This window comes from Syntrophotalea acetylenica (assembly GCF_001888165.1).
Lineage (GTDB): Bacteria > Desulfobacterota > Desulfuromonadia > Desulfuromonadales > Syntrophotaleaceae > Syntrophotalea > Syntrophotalea acetylenica.
Genome location: NZ_CP015455.1, coordinates 1,964,082 through 1,983,818, shown reverse-complemented (window position 1 = coordinate 1,983,818; position 19,737 = coordinate 1,964,082). Strand labels below are relative to the sequence as shown.

The window sequence follows — 19,737 nt, the reverse complement described above, 5'->3', positions numbered from 1 at the left end:
AATGGAATTATCGCTACGATTTTTTGTCACGGCGCCCAAGGGCATCGAATCCCTGCTTGCTGATGAACTGCGGGTGTTAGGTGCCCTCGACGTCTCGGAAACCCGGGCCGGCGTCTCTTTTCAGGGAACGTTGGAGACGGCCTACCGTGTTTGCCTGTGGTCGCGGCTGGCCAGTCGTGTACTGATGCCTCTGGCCGAATTCCCGGCTGCCGATGCCGATGCGTTGTACGCCGCCACCAGGGAAATTCCCTGGGAAGAACATCTGCGCCCCGGCGGTACGCTGGCCGTCGATGCGTCGGTACGGCGTTCGCAGATCCACCATTCACGGTTTGCCGCCTTGCGTGTCAAGGATGCGGTGGTGGACCGTTTCCGCGATCGCTTCGATCAGCGACCCTCGGTGGATCTCGAACGTCCTGCTATCCGCATCAATCTGCACATCGACCGCGATCAGGCGACTCTGAGCCTCGACCTGTCCGGCGACAGCCTGCACCGGCGCGGCTACCGGGCCGAAGGGGTGCTGGCGCCGCTCAAGGAGAACCTCGCCGCCGCGGTTCTGCTGCGGGCCGGATGGCCGCAGCTGGCGGCCCGGGGCGGCGCCCTGGTCGATCCTTTGTGTGGGTCCGGCACGCTGGTGATCGAGGCCGCGCTGATGGCTGGCGATTGCGCGCCCGGCCTGACCCGTCCCTATTGGGGATTTTCCGGCTGGCTGCAGCATCGCGCCGGTCTCTGGGAAGGGCTGCTGGACGAGGCTCGGCAGCGCCGCGAAGCAGGCTTGCAACGCTTGCCGGTCATGGTTGGCTACGATCGGGAGCGACAGGCGATTCGCGCCTCGCTGGAGAATGCCGACAAGGCCGGACTGCGGCAACATCTGCACTTTGAACGTTGCGAACTGAGTGATTTTCAGGCCGTTCCCGGGACCTCGGACTGCCCAGGCCTGCTGGTCTCCAATCCTCCCTACGGCGAGCGTCTCGGCGAGGTCAAAGAATTGCGTTCCCTTTATGAATTGCTGGGGCAAAAACTGCGCGAATATTTCGGCGGCTGGCAGGCCTCCATCCTTACTGGCAATCCCGATCTGGCCAAACATATCGGCGTTCGTGCCCAGAAGCTCTACACGCTTTACAATGGTGCCCTGGAATGCCGATTGCTCAATTTTGACATTGCCGAAGAACGCTTCTTTGGTGCCGATGCACCGCAGGCCCCGCTCAGCGAAGGGGCCCGGATGTTCGCCAATCGTCTGCGCAAGAACTACAAGCAGCTCAAGCGCTGGCTGCAAAAGGAGGATGTCACCTGTTTCCGGCTCTATGATGCCGACATGCCCGAATACGCCGTCGCCGTCGATGTGTATGAAGACCGCGTGCATGTGCAGGAATACCAGGCGCCGCCTTCCATCGATAGCCGCCAGGCAGAGCGACGCTTGCGCGAGGCGATGCGGGTGTTGCCGGAGGTACTGGAAGTCCAACCTGAAGCCATTTCCCTCAAGGTACGCCGCAAACAGAAAGGCTCCAGCCAATATCAGAGGTTCGACCGGACCGGCGAGCGTTTCGAAGTGCGGGAAGGCAACTGCTGGTTTCTGGTCAATCTGACCGACTATCTCGATACCGGCCTGTTTCTCGATCACCGTCCGACGCGTTTCATGCTGCAGGCCATGGCCGAGGGCAAGCGCTTCCTCAACCTGTTCGCCTATACCGGCACCGCCACCGTGCACGCCGTCAAAGGCGGTGCGGCCACAAGCGTTACCGTTGATATGTCCCGTACCTACCTCGAGTGGGCCCAGGCTAATCTGCGGCTCAATCAACTGGCCGGCCCGCAGCACCGTTTCATCGTCGCCGATGTGTTGCAATACCTGGAGCGGGAGAAGGAACACTACGATCTGATTTTCCTCGATCCGCCGACTTTCTCCACCTCCAAGTCGATGGAAACGACTCTCGATATCCAGCGCGATCACGTGTCCCTTATCCGCCTCGCCGCCAATCTGCTGAGCCCCGATGGAGTGCTGATCTTTTCCAACAACTTCCGTAAATTCCGCATGGATTTCGCGTCGCTGCCGGAACTGGAAATCGAAGACATTACCGCCGCTACCATCCCAAGGGATTTCGCCCGCAATCCGAGAATTCACAATTGCTGGCGGATTACGCGGCGTTAGGAGTTTGTCGGGGTTCAAAACAAGGGGTGGGGCATGAGGGGCTTTTTGTTTTGTGTGATGCTGGGTCTGGCGCTGCTGTTGGCTGCCTGCGGGGATCGATACATCGACGACCGCGCCGGCTTGATGAGCGCCGATGAAGAGTTGCGGTTGCGGACTTTTCAGAAAAAACTGCTGCAGGAACTCGACATCGAACTGCAGGTCGTGGTGCTGGATGACGCCTGCGGCGATCTGGACTCGCTGTCGGCACAGCTTGTCGAACAGCATGGCATCGGGAAACGCACCAGGGGGACCCGCGGGGTTTTGCTGCTGGTCGATCCGGTTGGCCGGCAGGTGCGCATGGAGATCGGCTACGATCTGGAGGGGATCTTTCCCGACGCCTTCATCGGTTATATCGAGCAGCGCCAGATGGCGCCCTTCTTTGAAGCGGGGCGCCTCGGCGCCGGGATCGAGGCAACCGCCGAACTGGTGGTCGGCAAGGCCCTTGGCGCCATTGACGAGGCTGGTTACGATCCGTCGGCCGCAGCGGGCGGTTTGGCCCACCTTTCGGGGGGCGGCGGGGCGCGCAGCGCCGTTGACATCGGCATCGGCGTGGTGGACAAGCCGCTGCTCGAGGACGCTTCGGCTTTTGGCGCCCAGTCTTCGCCGGAGCAGGCTCTGGAAGCCTATCTGGAAGTGCTTCGCGGGCACATCAAGGACCCCGGACTCGGCCTTTATTCTCCTGAAACCCAGGACTTTTTCCGCCAATGGCTGGTGACCGACGCCCAGCAGGACAATGAGCGGCGCAAGCTGGAGTCTCATATCGGTCAGGGCAAGGTTTTTCAGCATGACGGCCGGGCCGTGATCCGGTTTCCGTTGGCCGAGACGGGCGCGGCACCTTATTTTCTGGTTTGGGGCGACGGCGGCTGGATGCTCGATTTTGCATCCATGCACAAGCTGATCGGCTTCAATCATCGCAATCAGTGGCACTTGCGCAGCCTCGATCACAACTATATGTTCGGCTTTGTCGACTGGCGCTTCGATCGACACGGATTTCCCTGCGCCAAACCTTGATTGCGCCGACAGATCCTTGTTCAGAGGTGCTGCCAGGGTACCTTTTCCCTGGTCTTTGCGGCCGGGCCGGGGAGTTTGTCAGATCCCCAACGTATGCTCCCAAAGGATTTTCAGGCCGATGCCGATGAGGATGACGCCGCCGGCAATCTCCACGGGCCGGCCCCAGCGGGCGCCGGCCCGGCGGCCAAGCAGCATGCCGATCACTGTCATCACCAGGGCAACCATGCCGATGACCAGCGCAGGAAACCATACCGAAATGCCGACGATGGCCAGTGACAAGCCCACCGCCAGGGCATCGATACTGGTCGCGACCGACAGCATGATAAGCGACATGCCCCGTGTCGGGTCATCCCGCGATGCACGGGTTTCCCCGTCCTGAAACGCCTCCCGAATCATTTTCCCGCCTACAAACGCCAGTAGGGCGAAGGCTACCCAGTGGTCGTAGCTCTCGATCCAGCGTTGCACGGTGAGGCCGGCCAGCCAGCCGACAACCGGCATCATGGCCTGAAAAAGGCCGAAGTGCCAACCGAGGCGGAACAGATGTCTGGCGGTCAGCCGTTCCAGTACCAGGCCGCAGCCGAGAGCCACGGCAAACGCGTCCATGGCCAGGGCAATCGCCAGGCCGAAAAGCGTGATCATATCCATTAAAACCTGTCTTTCCAATCATGTTCCGACCTTTTGATCGGTATGTGCAACGCGGATTTTTGGGGCGTTCCGGAAGCCACGTTTGCTGCTGGGAAGGGCTGGCGTCTGTGCCGGCTGGCAGTCTGCCCCGACCACGGTTTCTGCCCGCGAACAGGCGCGCATTCTAGCACAGGTACGCTACCGGCAGCGAGGCGAGAATGGATTTTTCGAAGGATTGACGTCTGGTTGACATACGTCCGGAGACTTTGAGACCTGGCATCTTCGCAAAAACTTTTCTATTCAAAAAAATCATGCTATATAGTGAAAAAATCAATGAAAGCTCGAGCCGCATGGTTCTAGCTACCTGCTCGATACCTTTTTTGAGGATGTTCATGAACCTGAAACAGCTTGAAGTATTCATTGCCGTTGCGGACAGCGGCAGTTTTTCCCGAGCCGCGGAATCTGCTTTTCTCACCCAGTCAACCGTCAGTCAGCACATCTCATCGCTTGAAAAAGAGTTCGATTTGAAATTGCTTGACCGGACCGGAAAGGGGGCGTTTCCCACCGAGGCCGGAAAACTGCTGCTGGAGCACGCCCGGCGCATCCTTCAGGAAGGCCGGGACGTGGCACTGGCTCTCAATCGTTTTCGGGGGCTTGCCGAGGTGGCCCTGAAAATCGGTGGCAGCAATATTCCTGCATGCTACATGATCCCGGACTGCATATTTTCCTTTCGGGAGAACTATCCCGGCGTTGTCATAACCCTTTATCAGGGTGACAGCAGGGAGACCCTTGAGCGGCTCAAGTGTGAAGAAGTGGAGTTCGCGCTGGTCGGCACCACCTTCGCTGAGAAGGATCTGGTTTTTACGCCCCTTGCTCCCGACAGGATATCCCTGGTGGTGCCGGCGGGTCATCGCTGGTACGGCAAAAAGGACATTGCCGTGGAAGAGCTTCTGGATGAGCCCCTGATTCTTCGCGAATCGGGTTCGGGAACCGGCAGTTCCTTTCGCGACGCACTGGTCAGGGCGAACCTCGATCCCGATCAACTGAACGTTTCCTTGTGTCTGGGCAGCAACGAAGCGGTCAAACAGGCCATTCTGAATGGTGCCGGCATCTCCTTTGTGTCCGAACTGTCGGTCAGAAAGGAATGCGAGCGCGGAGAACTGTTTCTTGTCGCGGTGCGGGGAATGGTCATTTCCCGGCATTTTTATCTCGTGACCCGGAGGGGGCGATCGCTTTCTCCCGCCGCCGAAGCCTTTGTCGACAGCATTTTGCAACGTTTTGGCCTGGAATAGTGCGCGGTGGCCGATCTGTCCGGCGCGGCGACACTTTCTAAAACGGGCATAAGAGGTTGCATAAATTCAAATGATCGGGTAGTATCTGCTGCGCATTGGAAACGATACGGGAGAGCGCTCAGGGCCGGGTTCTGGCTGCTGGCAGTGTTATAGAACCCCGGACTCGTGCCATGCAGATCCGTTATTGCAGATCATGGAAGCGCGTCGGTCGCTGGTGGGCCGCCCGGTCTTCAAAACCGGTGTGGGGGGTGAGAAACTTCCCAGGTGGGTTCGATTCCCATGCGCTTCCGCCAAATTCCCCGCTCCCCACCCGGTTTTTCTGAAATACAGCGCATCCGGTTTTCTTTCCGTTCCACTATCGTGTCTCACAGCAGTTGGTAAGGGCATTGTATGAAACACCTTATTCTTGGTACCGCCGGGCATATAGACCATGGCAAAACATCGCTGGTCAAGGCCCTGACGGGCATCGATACGGACCGTCTCAAGGAAGAGAAGGCAAGGGGCATCACCATCGAACTCGGTTTCGCGCATCTGGAATTGCCGGACGGCGTGCAGTTCGGGATTGTGGACGTTCCTGGCCATGAGCGATTTGTGCGGGCCATGGTGGCTGGTGTTGGCGGCATGGACCTGGTCATGCTGGTGATTGCCGCCGATGAAGGCGTTATGCCCCAGACTCGCGAACACCTGGAGATCTGCCAGTTGCTCGGGGTCAGGCAAGGTCTGGTGGCCCTTGCCAAGTGCGACATGGTGGATGAGGAATGGCTGCATCTGGTGATGGAAGAGGTGCGCGATTATCTGGCGGGAAGTTTCCTGGAACAGGCACCGATCATCCCGGTTTCGTCAAAAACCGGCGCCGGCCTGGATGAGCTCAAGGCCACCCTGGGGCAGCTTGCCGCCGAAATAGAGGAAAAGCCCACCGACGGCCCTTTCAGGCTGCCGGTTGACCGAGTTTTTACCGTTGCGGGATTTGGCACCGTCGTTACCGGCACCCTGCTTTCCGGGGAAATCGCCACTGGCGATGAGGTGGAAATTCTACCTTCCGGCCTGACCTCGCGGGTGCGCAGCGTGCAGACCCACGGCAAAAAATCGGAACGCGGTTCGGCGGGACAGCGGCTGGCGGTCAATCTGCAGGGTGCCGATTATGGCGATATGTCCCGGGGCGACGTGGTTGTGCCGCGTGGGGTGTTTCGCGCGACCCGTACCGTGGACGCCCGCATCGATTATCTGTCTTCGGCCCCACGGGATCTGAAGCATCGCGCAACGCTGCGCCTGCATTCGGCCACTTACGAAGTACCGGCGCAGATCATTCTGCTGGATCGGGATACCCTGGCACCAGGGGACTCCGCCTTTGTTCAGCTGCGCCTCAGAAACCCGGTTCTGCTTCTGCCCGGGGATCTGTTCATTGTGCGCAGCTATTCACCGCAGATTACCGTTGGCGGCGGTGTGGTGATCGATCCTGCGCCGCCGCGGCGCAGGCGTCGTTCCGCGCAGGCCCTCGAACTTCTCGATGCGCTCAGTGAAGGGGCGGATGCGGACAAACTCCTGCTTCTGGTTCGGGAGAGCCTGCTGTCCGGCCTGAGTTTGGAGGATCTTGTCATTCGCAGCGGCCTTCCGGCGCCACGAGCCGAGGCCGCCCTCGCGGCACTGCTTTCCCAGGGTGAAATTGTGCAGGCACTGCGAAAGCCTCGGATTTTCCTGGCAAAAGAAGCATTTGAACGTCTCAAGTGCCTGCTGCTTGCAGGGTTGGAAGACTACGTGAAGGACAATCCCCACAAGGAGGGGATCGGAAAAGAAGAGTTGAAGGCGTGCATTCCGAAACGCAGCGATATCCGCTTCTTCCCGCTGGTCCTGCATGCCTTGGAGAAGGACGGCACCGCACAGGTTGACCGGGATCTGGTAAAAAAGCCGGGCCATAAGGCTTTTGCCGTTGCCGACCGGGGCGAGCTTCTGTCCAGGCTGGAAGCCGCTCTGGCAGCCGGCGGGACCGAACCGCCCACCATCAAGGAATTGTGCGAGACAGTGAGCGGCAGTGAGAAAAGCGTCCTGGATTATCTGAATCTGCTGGTCCGCGAGGGACGGGTGGCAAAGGTCAAGGCCGATCTTTTCTACGATCCCGAAACCCTTCGGCAGCTGCAGGACAAGCTGGTTGGCTTCCTGCGGGAAAATGACGGCATAACCCCTCCGCAGTTCAGGGAACTGACCGGCTTGTCCCGCAAATACATGATCCCTCTTCTGGAGTATTTCGACCAGGAAAAGATCACCATCCGGGTTGGCGACAAGAGGGTGCTGAGAAAGCGATAGGCGACAGGTTTGCGCGAAAACTCAAGCTGAGACGGTGATGGATTGCAAGGCGCTGATGATGTCCGCAATCTCCGTGTCGGCCAGGGTACGCAGGTCCAGCAGGAAGGCGCCCTGCGATATTCTGCCGATAATCGGCAGGGCCCTGGTTCGCAGCCGCCTTTCCAGTTGCTGGGCGGACAGGCCTTCGACGGCGACGCAAAGCAGGGTTGTGGGGATTTCCAGCAGGGGGAAGGAGCCGCCCCCAACCTGGGAAAACCCCTTGCGGGCGGTGACGGTTACGGCGACCGGCAGTGCGCGTCGCATGCGACGTACGGCTTTTGTGGCCCGCTTGGCAAGCTCTTCGGCCGGGACCGTCAACATGCGCAGGATCGGTATGCGCTGCAGGGCTTCGCGTTCGTCCCGGTACAGGCGCAGCGTCCCTTCCAGCGTTGCGAGGGTGACCTTGTCAAGACGCAGGGCCCGCAGCAGCGGGTGTTTTTTCATGGGGTCCAGAAAACTGCGCTTGCCCACGATGATGCCGGCCTGGGGGCCGCCGAGAAGTTTGTCGCCGCTGAAACTGACCACATCCGCACCGGCATCGAGGTATTCCCTGATGGTCTTCTCACCGCGGAGTCCGCAGATAGAGAGATCCAGCAGGGTGCCGCTCCCTGCGTCTACCATGACCGGTACGCCGGCATCGCGACCGATGGCGACCATCTCCTCGGTGGAAACCTCGCTGGTAAAGCCGACCACGGCGAAATTGCTGGTGTGCACTTTAAGAAGCAGGGCGGTTTCCGCGGTCAGGGCGGCACGATAGTCCCGGGGATGGGTGCGGTTGGTGGCGCCGACCTCCCGCAGGATCGCACCGCTTTGTTCCATAACCTCGGGGATACGGAACGACCCGCCGATTTCCACCAGTTCCCCGCGGGAGACCACCACCTCCCTGTTACGGGCGAGGGAGGAAAGTGCCAGCAGTACCGCAGCCGCGTTGTTGTTGACCACCACCGCCGTCTCGGCACCGGTCAGCTGGCAGAGCAACTTCTCCACATGGGTTGCGCGGCGACCGCGTCCTCCTGTTTCCAGGTCGAACTCAAGCGTATTGTAGCCGAAGGCCGCATCCAGCATCATATCCCGCAGCGATTCGGCCAGCGGAGCCCGACCCAGGTTTGTGTGCAGAACCACTCCGGTGCCGTTGATCACGCGCCGCAAACCGGGCATGTTCATTGTTTCCAGGGTACCGGCAATCCGCGCGGCGATCGCATTGTCTTCGAGGCTTTCCGCGCCTGCGCCGCCAAGCAGTTCGCCGCGAAGCAGACCGAGGACTTCCCGCACGGCGCTGATTACCACCGGACGGGGATATCGGTCCAAAAGAACCTGGACGTCGGACCATTCCAGGACCTTGTCGACTTTCGGGATGTTTCTGAGCAAGAGGATAGCCTTTCCTGAAAAAACCGCGGCAACCGCGGCGTGGTCAAGATCGCGTTTTGTTGACCCCGGCGTTTTTGTCGCCCCATTGTATATTTCCCTCCTTCAGTGTCAAGTGGGTATGGGGTGTCTGGCCGAGGCCCTGGCGTTATCCATGGCTGCTTTTTCTGAAATATCCGCCAGATCGCGGGACATTGTTTTTTGAAACCATCGTGGTCGCAGGCAAAACGGGTTACAGGGTTGCCGGATTTTTTGATTGTGGTATGGTGTGCGAAATTCAGCCCGGGCCGTTCACGGATAACCCGGAATACGGGAGATGCTTTTATGTCCTCAATACCTGTGGTGGTTCTGGTCGGCACATCAGGCACCGGCAAAACCACTTTTCTCGAGAAACTGATCAGGCAACTGAAGCAACGTAACGTGCATGTCGCAACCATCAAGCATGATGTGCACGGCTTCGACATCGACAAACCCGGCAAGGATACCTGGCGGCATGCGCAGGCCGGCGCTGAGCTGGTGGCCATATCCTCGCCGTCAACTTTTGCCCTGATCCGGCACGTGGAACAGGAGATGCGTCTTGACGAGATAACGGCCATGATTGCCGGCGTGGATATCATCCTCGTCGAAGGCTATAAACGCTCCATCAACCCTAAAATAGAAGTCCATCGCAAGGCCCACTCCTCGGAGTTGTTGAGTTCGCCGGAAGAATTGCTTGCCGTGGTAAGCGATGCCGACTGGGACATCGGCGTGCCCGTTTTCGATCTGGAGGACGCCGTGGGTGTTGCCGACCTGCTGGCGCAAAAATATGGGCTTCGGGGCTGATGGAACATTGCCATTCCAGCGCTTTTTGCTGCATGGGAATTCCGTGGAGAAATGCAGCACAACGCTGGCGGCGGCATTTCCTTGCTATCGGTTTATAGAATCTTCTTGCATGTCCCTATGTAGTATGGTAAATAGCGATGCGTAAGTTCGGATCAAGTGGCGGGTAAGTACCGGTCGATGGCTTTCCCCCCGCCGGCAAGGCAGACCATTGCCGTGGCAACGCGTTTTTAGCCTGGTCTCGATATCCGGAAAAACTTCCTATCATAGAGTGCGCTTATTTCGATCTCTGCTTTTGGCAGACTTTACGAAACCCGCATCTGCACCGTAATGTTACATGGTGCACGTGCGGGTTTTTTTAGCTGGTTTTCATCCGGAATCGGCCCTTTTCCGATGTGACGGCGTCAATCCGCAGGCTTGCTTGTGACTCGGGCCATCCATGGCCCTCGCCCTTCGGACAACCGGAGGATGTCCATTTTGCAATCCTGCGCGTGATGAAGCCTACCGATGTGCGCCATTACGTTGCCGCCTGGGCGTTTCGGGTGTGGTTCGGGCGGTTATGCCCAACCTCGGAACTTCAAGGCCAGGCGTCCGCTCGGGCAACTGTTTGAAACTGGTTGTCCGTACAGGCTTACAGCTGCAAACTTTCAGGCAATAAGCGGATGGACAGAGGGTTTGCCCGTTTGCCCCGTTGTCCGATGAACTACTAATCATTTGAGATTTGCCTGCGTAGACAGAATTAAATACTGACCCGATATACACGATATAATTAAGCGCTCATTTCGACCTCTGCCTCTGGCGGACTCAACGAAACCCGCATTGATACCGGAAAAACTTCCTGTATTGGTGCGGGTTTTTTTTGTAGGCGCACTTTCATTAAATAGCCAATGTGTTGCGACTTGCCGTGGAAGATCAGGATATTTCCCCTTGCGACATGCGGTTGCCCTTTGGAATGGATGAGGATCGGGGATAACAGGCGCTGCGAGACGGCCAACATGGAAAAAGGTTTTCATGCCCGGCGTTCACCTGGAGTTTCCGGGTGGACACAAACTAACAGGAGAGGAGAAGAACATGGCGGTTTGCAATTGTGCCGGCGAACGTGTTGATTCGCCGCAAGATTTGAAATTGATGGAATTGCTGGACCACTATCGTGGCTACGATGGTGCGTTGATTCCGGTGCTCCAGGGTGCGCAGGATATCTACGGGTATCTGCCTGAGGAGGTTCTCGAAAAGGTCTCGAACGAGTTGAAGATTCCCTTCAGCGAGGTTTTCGGCGTGGTGACCTTTTACGCCCAGTTTCACCTCAAACCCCGTGGGCGCAACATCATCCGCGTCTGCCTCGGCACCGCTTGTCACGTGCTGGGAAATGCCAAGATTTTCGATCGCCTCAAGGCAATTCTTGGGGTCGACAATGGCGAAACCACGGAAGATCTGCGATTTACCCTGGAATCGGTGGCATGTATCGGGGCCTGCGGCCTGGCGCCATGCATCATGATCAACGACGACACTCACGGTCGTCTGACCGTGGACGGCCTGGAAGCAATCCTGGAACAGTATCAGTAAGGGGGGATGGCGTAAGATGAGCAAATTACAGGAAATGCGCTCCGGAATCGAGGAGCAGTACAAATCGAAACAGGACCGTGCCCGGATTGTGGTCGGCATGGGTACCTGCGGTATTGCCGCCGGCGCGGGCAAGGTCATGGACGCCATCAAGGCCGAAGTGGAAAAGACCGGCATGGACGTGGATGTCGATTTCACCAGCTGCATCGGCATGTGCTTCGCCGAGCCCGTGGTGGAGATGATGTCGCCTGGCAAGGCCAGCGTGGTATACGGCGGAGTATCTCCGGACAATGTGGTGCAGCTCATGAAGAGCCACCTGGTGGACGAGACCCCGATGCTCGACATGGCCCAGATTCAGATCCTGGGCGGCGCCAAGCCCTACGCGGATATTCCTGTCATGGAAAAGTCCGGGTATTACGCGCAGCAGGTGCGTTCGGTCACTTCGCGGCTGGGTCGCACCAACCCCGAGCGCATCGAGGACTATATCGCCACGGGCGGCTACGCGGGCATTGAAAAAGCCCTGAGCATGGACCGTCAGGCGATCATCGACGAGATCAAGAAATCCGGGCTGCGCGGCCGCGGCGGCGGCGGTTTTCCTACCGGCACCAAGTGGCAGTTCGTGCATGACGCCGTGGGCGACAAGAAATTCATCGTCTGCAACGCCGACGAGGGCGATCCCGGGGCGTTCATGGACCGCAGCGTTCTGGAAGGTGACCCGCACGCGGTGCTGGAAGGGATGATGATCGCCGCTTACGCCATCGGTGCCAATGAAGGCGTGATCTACTGCCGTGCCGAGTATCCGCTGGCCATCCGCCGTCTCAATATGGCCATCAAGGTGGCGGAAGAGATGGGCATCATGGGTGAAAATATCATGGGCAGCGGCTTCAACTTCAAGGTGCGCATCAAGGCCGGGGCCGGAGCGTTCGTGTGCGGCGAGGAAACCGCGCTGCTCAACTCCATCGAAGGCCAGCGCGGCATGCCGCGGGTGCGTCCGCCGTTCCCGGCCCACAAGGGTCTGTGGCAGAAACCGACCTGCCTGAACAACGTGGAAACCTTCGCCAACGTACCGAATATCATCCGCAACGGTGGCGACTGGTTTGCCAGCATGGGCACCGAAAAGAGCAAGGGCAGCAAGGTGTTCTGTATCACCGGCAAGATCAACAACACCGGGTTGTGCGAAGTGCCCATGGGCATTACCTTGCGCGATCTGGTGTACAACATTGCCGGCGGCATCAAGGACGGCAAGAAATTCAAGGCGGTGCAAAGCGGCGGTCCCTCCGGCGGCTGCCTGCCGACCGAGAAGCTGGATCTGTCCATCGACTACGAGAACCTTGGCCAGGCCGGGGCGATCATGGGTTCCGGCGGTCTGGTGTTCATGGACGAGACCAGCTGCATGCTGGACATCGCCAAGTACTTCCTCAATTTCACCCAGATGGAATCCTGCGGCAAGTGCACCCCCTGCCGGGAAGGCACCAAGCGCATGCTGGAGATTCTGGAACGCATTTGCGAAGGCAACGGCGTGCCGGAAGACATCGACAACCTGGAACGCCTGGCCCGGGTCATCAAGACTTCGGCTCTGTGCGCCCTGGGTCAGACGGCACCGAACCCGGTGCTGACCACCCTGAAGTATTTCCGCGACGAGTACGAAGCGCACATCAACGAAAAGCGTTGTCCGGCAGGGGTGTGCCCGGCGCTGCTGACCTACACCATCCTGGAGGACAAGTGTGTGGGTTGCGGTGTGTGCATCAAGGCCTGTCCGGTGGGCGCCATCAGCGGCGAGAAGAAAAAGGCCCACGTCATCGATCCGAAGACCTGCGTCAAGTGCGGTGCCTGCGTGGCCAAGTGCAAGTTCGACGCTATCGTGAAAGCATAACCTGTCAGTATCCAAGAAAAAAAGGAGGAATGATCAATGCCTACAGTCACATTGACCATAGATGGCAAACAGGTGACTGTTCCCAAGGGAACGACCATCCTGCAAGCCGCGTGGCAAGCCGGAGCCTTTGTGCCGACACTTTGCCACGACCATGAACTGAGCAACCCCGGCGCATGCCGGATCTGTGTGGTGGAAGTCAAGGGCGCCCGCGCTCTGGTCGCCTCGTGCTGCGCCGAGGCCAACGAAGGCATGGAGGTTCAGACCGCCAGCCCGGCCGTCATCGAGGCCCGGAAAACCATTCTGGAGCTGATGCTTGACAATCATCCGGAAGACTGTCTGACCTGCCACCAGGCCGGCGATTGCAAACTGCAGGATTACGCCTATTTCTACGGCGTGAAAGCCGGCGTTTTCGGTGGTCAGAAGAAAGATTATCAGGTCGAAGACGACAACCTGTTCATTGTCAGGGACATGAACAAATGTATCCTGTGCGGCAAATGTCTGCGGGCCTGCGAAGAAAAACAGGGCCGGGCTGTCATTGACTTCGCTTACCGCGGCTTCAGGACCAAGGTTTCTACCGGCATGGACAAGCCCCTTGCGGATTCGGTCTGCGTCTCCTGCGGCAGTTGCGTGGCTGTTTGTCCCACCGGGGCGTTGACCGAAAAAGCCATGCTCGGCAAGGCGCGGAAGTGGGAAGTGGAAAAGGTCCGCACTACCTGTCCCTTCTGCGGGGTTGGCTGCAACTTCGATCTGAACGTCCATCAGGGCAAAGTCATCGGGGTCACTTCCAATCCCCTCAGCCCGGTTAACGGGCGGGATCTTTGCGTCAAGGGGCGTTTTGGAGCCGACTACGTGCACAGCCCCCGTCGCCTGACCAAGCCCCTGATCAAAAAGAACGGGGAGTTTGTGGAATCCTCCTGGGACGAGGCCCTCGATCTGGTGGCCAGCAAGCTCGGCGGGATCAAGGACAAATATGGCAGTGACGCCATTGCCGCTCTTTCTTCGGCCCGCTGCACCAACGAAGAAAACTACCTCATGCAGAAACTCATGCGCGCGGGGATCGGTACCAACAACATCGATCACTGCGCACGAACGTGACACGCTCCCACTGTAGCCGGTCTGGCTACTTCGTTTGGCAGCGGCGCGATGACCAACTCTTTCGCCGATTATCTGAATACCGATCTGTACTTTGTTATAGGCTCCAATCCCACCGAAGCCCATCCCATGGCGGGCGCCAAGATCATGTCCTCCCTGTTGAAAGGGACCAAGCTGATCGTGGCCGACCCGCGCCGCATCGAGCTGGCTGAAAAAGCCGACATCTGGCTGCAGCTGCGGCCTGGCACGGATATCCCGCTGCTGAACGGCCTGATGCATATCATTATCAAGGAAGATCTTCACGACAAGAAATTTATTGATGAGCGTACCGAGGGATTTGAAGACCTCAAGGCCGCCGTCGCAAAATGGACTCCGGAAAAGACCTCCGAAGTTACCGGTGTTCCCGTAAACCTTCTTTATGATGCCGCCAGGCTCTATGCGGGCACGCCCAAGGCCATGCTCTGCTACACCCTCGGCATCACCGAGCATATCTGCGGTGTGGACAACGTCATGAGCACCGCCAATATCGCCATGCTTACCGGTCATCTCGGCAAGGAAGGCTGCGGCGTCAATCCCCAGCGCGGTCAGAACAACGTGCAGGGTGCCTGCGATATGGGTGCGCTGCCTGGTGACTATCCCGGATATCAGAAAGTCGTGAATCCGGAGGTACAGTCCAAGTTCGAAAAAGCCTGGGGTGTGAAACTGTCTCCCAAGGCAGGGTTGACCATCCCGGATATGATGGACGCTGCCGTGGAAGGCAAGCTCAAGGCCATGTATGTTTTTGGCGAGGATCCGGTCATGACCGATCCGGATGCCAACCACATCAAGAAAGCCTTCGAGGCCATGGATTTCGTGGTTGTGCAGGAAATTTTCATGTCCCAGACTGCGAAATACGCCGATGTTATTCTGCCAGGCGCCACCTTCGCGGAAAAAGACGGCACCTTCACCAACTCCGAACGTCGGGTTCAGCGGGTACGCAAGGCCATCGAGCCTATTGCCGATACTAAGCCTGACTGGAAGATTCTTTGCGAAGTCTCCAATCGGATGGGCTATCCCATGCAATATACTCATCCAACGCAGATTTTCAACGAGATCGCATCGTTGACACCGTCCTATGGCGGCATCAACTACGAGCGGATTGATGTTACCGGACTGCAATGGCCCTGTCCGACGCTCGACCATCCGGGTACCCCGATTCTGCACACCCAGAGCTTTTCCCGTGGCAAGGGCCTTTTCAAGGCTATCGACCATACGCCACCTGCGGAAATGCCGGATGAAGATTACCCCTACCTGCTTTCCACGGGCCGTATTCTTTATCACTACAACGTGACGACCCGCTATTCGTCCGCACTGGATACCCATCGGCCAGAAGAGGCGGCCATGGTTCATCCCGCGGATGCCAGGGTCCTCGGTATCGTTACGGGAGACACCGTGCAGGTGACCTCGCGGCGTGGCAGCATTCAGACCAAGGTCAATGTAACCGACAAAGTGCAGTCGGGCATGATCTGGATGAGCTTCCATTATCACGAATCGCCCACCAATGAATTGACTGTCAATGCCTTCGACCCGGTGAGCAAAACCGGCGAATACAAAGTTGCGGCTGTCAAGATTGAAAAAGCGGCAACAGCTTGATGCCTCAGGTGCCATGAGGAGAGCGAAAATGCCGGGCCCTTTGCGGGTCCGGCATTTTCGTGTTGAAGTACGCCGTGTCGTAGGAAAAATCGGATCGATTACCCGGTGCCATCCGGGCGTGCCCGGTTGGCAGATGCCATGTGGATCAGGAGATACAGAAAATGCTGCAGTCCATATCGATGGAAAATGCCCTTGAGATTCTGGGACAGTTTGCTTCCACGGTGGGAAGCGAAGAAATACCCGTTGTCGATGCTTTTGAGAGGATCTTGTCCGAAAACATAGAGGCCGGTTTTCCTCTTCCTCCCTTTCAGCGATCACCTTTGGACGGTTATGCCCTGCGCGCGGTCGACACCGCCGGCGCGGATGCGGATAGCCCGGTTGAACTGACGGTTGCACAAACTGTGTTTGCGGGTTGTGTACCGACCCATCCCCTGCGTGCGGGGGAAGCTGCTGCCGTCACCACGGGTGCGCCGCTTCCGGAGGGCAGTGATTGCGTCATCAAATTCGAAAGCGTCAGGCGGGATGGCGATAGCATAACGGTTTGCTCCCGGCTTCGCCCCGGGCAAAATGTGGTACCGCAAGGCGAGGATGTTGCCCATGGGGAAACGGTGCTTGAAAAAGGTGTGAATATCACCCCCGCCGTGGTAGGCCTGCTGGTATCCCTGGGCCTGGAAAAGGTTGTGGTATACAAAAAACCCAGGGTGGGCATTATCTCCATCGGCGATGAACTGCTGGAAGTGGGGAACCCTCTGGCCCCCGGAAAAATCTACAACAGCAATCTTTACGCGCTTGCCATTCAGGTCAGGGAGGCCGGCGGGATACCGATTCTTCAGGAAACCGTGCCGGATGATGTCGTGACAATCGCCTCGGCCATCAGTCGTGCACTTTCGCAAAACGACCTGGTCATTACCACCGGCGGGGCTTCCGTGGGCAGCAAGGATCTTGTCAGGGAAGGCATCGGCCGCAGCGGGGCGGATATCCTGTTCTGGAAGGTCGGCATGAAGCCGGGCACACCGGCAGTTTGCGGACAAAAAGGCGGAAAGTTGATGATTGGGCTGTCCGGCAACCCGTCGGCAGCCATGATAACCTTTCTCATGCTGGTGCGCCCCATTATCCGGTCCATGGCAGGAAAAGCGACAGGCAGCCTGCCGGAAGTCAGCGCCGTCATGGCACAGCCATTTGGTAAAAGCAGCAGCCAGCGCCGTTTGCTGAGGGCCGTGGTTAACTGGGAAAAGGGTGCCTATCGTGGGGTTCCCGCGGGAATCCAAAGCCCGGGTGCCCTTAAGTCCATGACCACCTGCAACGCCCTCATCGACATCCCTGCAGGGCACGGACCTCTGCAGGTGGGGGACGAAGTCAGGGCGCTTTTACTGCCTCCGCCGTATTGTCTTCAGGGGTGAGCCTCTGGCAGTCTGTTTCAACGGTATGATTCAGGCAATCGGTGTATGCATGGGCATCAGTGTGGTGGCGCGCAACGGACAAGCAGATTTTTTTCGATGAAGCGAGGGTAGGTACTTGTGTCGCGCAAGGCTCCGTTATACCATTGGCCGGGTTTACCGGGCGGTTCCGGATATAATCGGAGGAGGGACATTTTATGAAATTGCTGCTGACCGTTATGTTTTTCTTTTGCGCCGCCACGGCCTGGGCCTTTCCCAAGGACAGCTGCGGCGAACAGAGCTGCATCGATTGCCACACCCTGAGCAGGGAAGAAGCGAAGCACCTGCTGGGCAAACAGGCCGACCGGATTCTGAAGGTCGCGCCATCCCAGGTACAGGCCCTGTGGGTGGTCGAAGTGGAAAAAAAGGGTGAGCGCTTTCCCGTCTATATCGATTTCACCAAAAGTTATGTTTTGCGTGGCGAAATCCTGCGCCTGAAAGATGGTGAAAACCTGACCCGGGAACATGTCGCCAGGCTCAACCGCATCGATGTTTCCGCCATTCCTGTTGCCGATGCTCTGTTGCTCGGAAAACCCGGGGCCAGCAAAAAGCTGATCGTGTTTACCGACCCGCAGTGCAGCTTTTGCAAAAAGCTGCATGCCGAAATGAAAAAGGCGGTGGCCATCGATCCCGATGTCGCCTTTTATATCAAGATGCTGCCGCTCAATATTCATCCCGAAGCCTACGTGATCGCCAGGAGTATCGTCTGCAACCGTTCTCTGCAAATGCTCGAACAAAGCTTTGCAGGCCAGCCTGTGCCGCCGCCACTATGCCGCGCCGACGCTGTCGACCAGACCATCGCGCTGGCACGTAAGCTTGGCATCAATTCGACCCCGACGGTGGTGCTCCCCGATGGCCGGCCCATTTCCGGATTTCGCGATGCCGCAACCCTGCTGAAAATGGCCGGCTCCAGGGTGCAGCCGCCGAAGTAGAATGGACGAGTCGAGCAGGGGCGGAATGTCATGAGCCGTAGCGCAAATCAGCCAGGCCGCGCCGCACGACCGGGTGGGGTGTAAAAGATCAAGGCGAGGCAAACGGGCAGACCGCTCGTGGCGGTTTGGTTCTCTGCAATTCTGCTGCTTGACACGGCGATCCCTTTGCAGGATTATCCGGCCGGAAATATTCGGGTACAGCGATGGCGCCTTCGCCTTCCTGGATGGGCAATGGCGGCCGAGTGCTAACGGCAAGGGGGCAGGGATGACTTTTTTCAGCCGGTTCTTCATTGTTTTTATGTTATTGCTGTGTCACACCCTGTGTGTTTGGGCTGCTGTGCCGGCATCGTCCATCAATCTCACAATCGAGTCTTCGGCGGCCGACCTGGCCGGCATTATCAACAAGTCGGTTCCTGAAATGCTGTACAAGGGACACGGCGGACTGGGCACAGCGGTTACCGTTCATAGAAACGGACCGGCAACGGTCACCGCTTCGGAGGGATTCATCTATCTCGCAATGCCGGTTCAGGTGCGATTCAGCAACGCCGTCTATGAAAGTTATCCGCTGAAAACAAGGCTGTGTTTTAAGCTAAAAGTGAATGTTCTGCCCGATTGGCGCCTGAAAACCGAGCTTTACTACACCGGCTTGTCGGATAATCTGGCGGACACCTTTAAACTCGGGCCGCTGTCGCTGAAGCCCAAAAGCATGGTGGAGAACATCAGTCAGCCGGTGCAGAAACTCCTTGCACCCATTATCGACGCAAAGATCAATGACGCCATTCGACTGCGTGACAAGATCACGCCGGTGTGGCGCAGTGCGTTTTCACCGAAACCGGTCAGCAAGGAATACCGCGCCTGGCTGAAGCTGACGCCGGAAAAAATCGTTATGAGCCCGATTTCGGCGGCAAGCAATCGTATCCGTTTGTTTCTTGGGGTCGTGACCGGTGCCGAGATTACCGTCGGTCCCAAACCGGCTGCAACACCTGCCAGGCCGCTGCCACCAGTGCGGCTATGCTCCGATTTTGACAGGAGCTTCCATATACGGCTGCCCGCCGACATTTTTCTTGCCGATCTCGTGGCCGCCCTCAACCCGGTGCTTTTGAACCAGACCTTTGGCGAGGACAAGAAGATAACCATCCACAACTTCCACATGAAGGGGGAAAACGGGCGGCTTGTGGTTGTCCTTAACACCACGGGGGCGTTCGAGGGGAAACTGACCCTGTTTGCCAGGCCGGTGCACGACCCGCAAAAAAATACGCTCACCTTTGAGGATGTCGATTTCGACACACAGAACGCCGGGTGGCTGATAGGTGCCGGAAGCTGGCTGTTCAGCAGTCCTATTCGCTCCGCCATCAAGTCCAGACTCGATGCGACCGTGGTGGAACAGTTGGAAACGGCGCGCCTCAAGGCCTCTTCTGCCTTGTCTTGTGTGCAGGTAGCCGAACATGTTGAATTGGCCGGTGTTGTCAGGGCTTTGTCCCTTGGCGAGGCAGCGGTGCAAGACGATCGCCTGTCGCTTCATGTCATCGCCCGGGGCGAGACGCGTGTCAGCCTGAAATAACGGGAATTCAAACAAAAA

General features: G+C 58.1%; 14 protein-coding genes and 1 tRNA gene. 12 read left to right on the top strand and 3 right to left on the bottom strand.

Annotated elements, in window-relative coordinates; translation table 11 throughout:
* The first annotated feature begins 1 nt into the window (after position 1).
* Together rlmKL and A6070_RS09135 are read left to right on the top strand one after the other, a co-directional pair.
* On the top strand, positions 2-2,143 hold the full coding sequence (gene rlmKL / locus A6070_RS09140) for a bifunctional 23S rRNA (guanine(2069)-N(7))-methyltransferase RlmK/23S rRNA (guanine(2445)-N(2))-methyltransferase RlmL (RefSeq protein WP_072285471.1): 2,142 nt from the start codon (positions 2-4) through the stop codon (positions 2,141-2,143).
* Between the two features lie 33 nt (positions 2,144-2,176).
* Positions 2,177-3,193, top strand: a complete 1,017-nt coding sequence (locus A6070_RS09135) for a TPM domain-containing protein (protein WP_072285470.1) — start codon at positions 2,177-2,179, stop codon at positions 3,191-3,193.
* Positions 3,194-3,271: 78 nt separating this feature from the next.
* Here the strand turns inward: A6070_RS09135 and A6070_RS09130 are convergent, their stop codons facing one another.
* Positions 3,272-3,838, bottom strand: coding sequence for a manganese efflux pump MntP (locus tag A6070_RS09130; RefSeq protein WP_072285469.1), 567 nt, complete (start codon positions 3,836-3,838; stop codon positions 3,272-3,274).
* A gap of 371 nt (positions 3,839-4,209) precedes the next feature.
* On the opposite strand from A6070_RS09130, the gene A6070_RS09125 reads away from it, so the two are divergent.
* The 3 genes from A6070_RS09125 (at position 4,210) to selB (ending at position 7,410) form a co-directional block, all read left to right on the top strand.
* The gene (locus tag A6070_RS09125; protein ID WP_072285468.1) at positions 4,210-5,109 is read left to right on the top strand and encodes a selenium metabolism-associated LysR family transcriptional regulator; all 900 of its coding nucleotides are present in this window, start codon (positions 4,210-4,212) and stop codon (positions 5,107-5,109) included.
* Between the two features lie 195 nt (positions 5,110-5,304).
* A tRNA-Sec gene (locus A6070_RS09120) sits at positions 5,305-5,402 on the top strand.
* A 97-nt stretch (positions 5,403-5,499) separates the two neighbouring features.
* Positions 5,500-7,410: a selenocysteine-specific translation elongation factor gene (gene selB, locus A6070_RS09115; RefSeq protein WP_072285467.1), complete on the top strand. Its 1,911-nt coding sequence runs from the start codon at positions 5,500-5,502 to the stop codon at positions 7,408-7,410.
* A gap of 21 nt (positions 7,411-7,431) precedes the next feature.
* Here selB and selA read toward each other — a convergent pair whose 3' ends face one another.
* Complete coding sequence (selA, locus tag A6070_RS09110; protein WP_072285466.1) at positions 7,432-8,823, bottom strand: L-seryl-tRNA(Sec) selenium transferase; 1,392 nt, start codon at positions 8,821-8,823, stop codon at positions 7,432-7,434.
* Between the two features lie 315 nt (positions 8,824-9,138).
* Here selA and mobB point away from each other — a divergent pair, with 315 nt between their 5' ends.
* Positions 9,139-9,636: a molybdopterin-guanine dinucleotide biosynthesis protein B gene (gene mobB / locus A6070_RS09105; protein WP_072285465.1), complete on the top strand. Its 498-nt coding sequence runs from the start codon at positions 9,139-9,141 to the stop codon at positions 9,634-9,636.
* Positions 9,637-10,343: 707 nt separating this feature from the next.
* Here mobB and A6070_RS09100 read toward each other — a convergent pair.
* Positions 10,344-10,646 (bottom strand): hypothetical protein, encoded by a 303-nt coding sequence (locus A6070_RS09100; protein WP_145926322.1) that lies wholly within the window; start codon positions 10,644-10,646, stop codon positions 10,344-10,346.
* A 58-nt stretch (positions 10,647-10,704) separates the two neighbouring features.
* Between A6070_RS09100 and nuoE the strand changes: the two genes are divergently transcribed.
* From nuoE to A6070_RS09070, 6 genes are all read left to right on the top strand, one after another.
* Positions 10,705-11,196: an NADH-quinone oxidoreductase subunit NuoE gene (gene nuoE, locus A6070_RS09095; RefSeq protein ID WP_072285463.1), complete on the top strand. Its 492-nt coding sequence runs from the start codon at positions 10,705-10,707 to the stop codon at positions 11,194-11,196.
* Between the two features lie 16 nt (positions 11,197-11,212).
* Complete coding sequence (gene nuoF, locus A6070_RS09090) at positions 11,213-13,066, top strand: NADH-quinone oxidoreductase subunit NuoF (protein WP_072285462.1); 1,854 nt, start codon at positions 11,213-11,215, stop codon at positions 13,064-13,066.
* Between the two features lie 36 nt (positions 13,067-13,102).
* Positions 13,103-15,790, top strand: a complete 2,688-nt coding sequence (fdhF, locus tag A6070_RS16110; protein ID WP_083558404.1) for a formate dehydrogenase subunit alpha — start codon at positions 13,103-13,105, stop codon at positions 15,788-15,790.
* A 161-nt stretch (positions 15,791-15,951) separates the two neighbouring features.
* Positions 15,952-17,190: a molybdopterin molybdotransferase MoeA gene (locus A6070_RS09080; protein ID WP_083558403.1), complete on the top strand. Its 1,239-nt coding sequence runs from the start codon at positions 15,952-15,954 to the stop codon at positions 17,188-17,190.
* Between the two features lie 194 nt (positions 17,191-17,384).
* The gene (locus tag A6070_RS09075) at positions 17,385-18,158 is read left to right on the top strand and encodes a DsbC family protein (RefSeq protein ID WP_072285461.1); all 774 of its coding nucleotides are present in this window, start codon (positions 17,385-17,387) and stop codon (positions 18,156-18,158) included.
* Positions 18,159-18,423: 265 nt separating this feature from the next.
* Positions 18,424-19,719 (top strand): DUF4403 family protein, encoded by a 1,296-nt coding sequence (locus A6070_RS09070; protein ID WP_072285460.1) that lies wholly within the window; start codon positions 18,424-18,426, stop codon positions 19,717-19,719.
* Positions 19,720-19,737: the final 18 nt, after the last annotated feature.

Excerpts from the sequence above, each read along its gene's own strand:
- A6070_RS09125 (WP_072285468.1), top strand. The coding sequence starts at position 4,210 with ATGAACCTGAAACAGCTTGAAGTATTCATTGCCGTTGCGGACAGCGGC.
- rlmKL (WP_072285471.1), top strand. The coding sequence starts at position 2 with ATGGAATTATCGCTACGATTTTTTGTCACGGCGCCCAAGGGCATCGAA.
- A6070_RS09100 (WP_145926322.1), bottom strand. The coding sequence starts at position 10,646 with ATGAAAACCTTTTTCCATGTTGGCCGTCTCGCAGCGCCTGTTATCCCC.
- A6070_RS09135 (WP_072285470.1), top strand. The coding sequence starts at position 2,177 with ATGAGGGGCTTTTTGTTTTGTGTGATGCTGGGTCTGGCGCTGCTGTTG.
- selB (WP_072285467.1), top strand. The coding sequence starts at position 5,500 with ATGAAACACCTTATTCTTGGTACCGCCGGGCATATAGACCATGGCAAA.
- nuoF (WP_072285462.1), top strand. The coding sequence starts at position 11,213 with ATGAGCAAATTACAGGAAATGCGCTCCGGAATCGAGGAGCAGTACAAA.
- A6070_RS09130 (WP_072285469.1), bottom strand. The coding sequence starts at position 3,838 with ATGGATATGATCACGCTTTTCGGCCTGGCGATTGCCCTGGCCATGGAC.
- mobB (WP_072285465.1), top strand. The coding sequence starts at position 9,139 with ATGTCCTCAATACCTGTGGTGGTTCTGGTCGGCACATCAGGCACCGGC.
- A6070_RS09080 (WP_083558403.1), top strand. The coding sequence starts at position 15,952 with ATGCTGCAGTCCATATCGATGGAAAATGCCCTTGAGATTCTGGGACAG.
- A6070_RS09070 (WP_072285460.1), top strand. The coding sequence starts at position 18,424 with ATGACTTTTTTCAGCCGGTTCTTCATTGTTTTTATGTTATTGCTGTGT.
- A6070_RS09075 (WP_072285461.1), top strand. The coding sequence starts at position 17,385 with ATGAAATTGCTGCTGACCGTTATGTTTTTCTTTTGCGCCGCCACGGCC.
- nuoE (WP_072285463.1), top strand. The coding sequence starts at position 10,705 with ATGGCGGTTTGCAATTGTGCCGGCGAACGTGTTGATTCGCCGCAAGAT.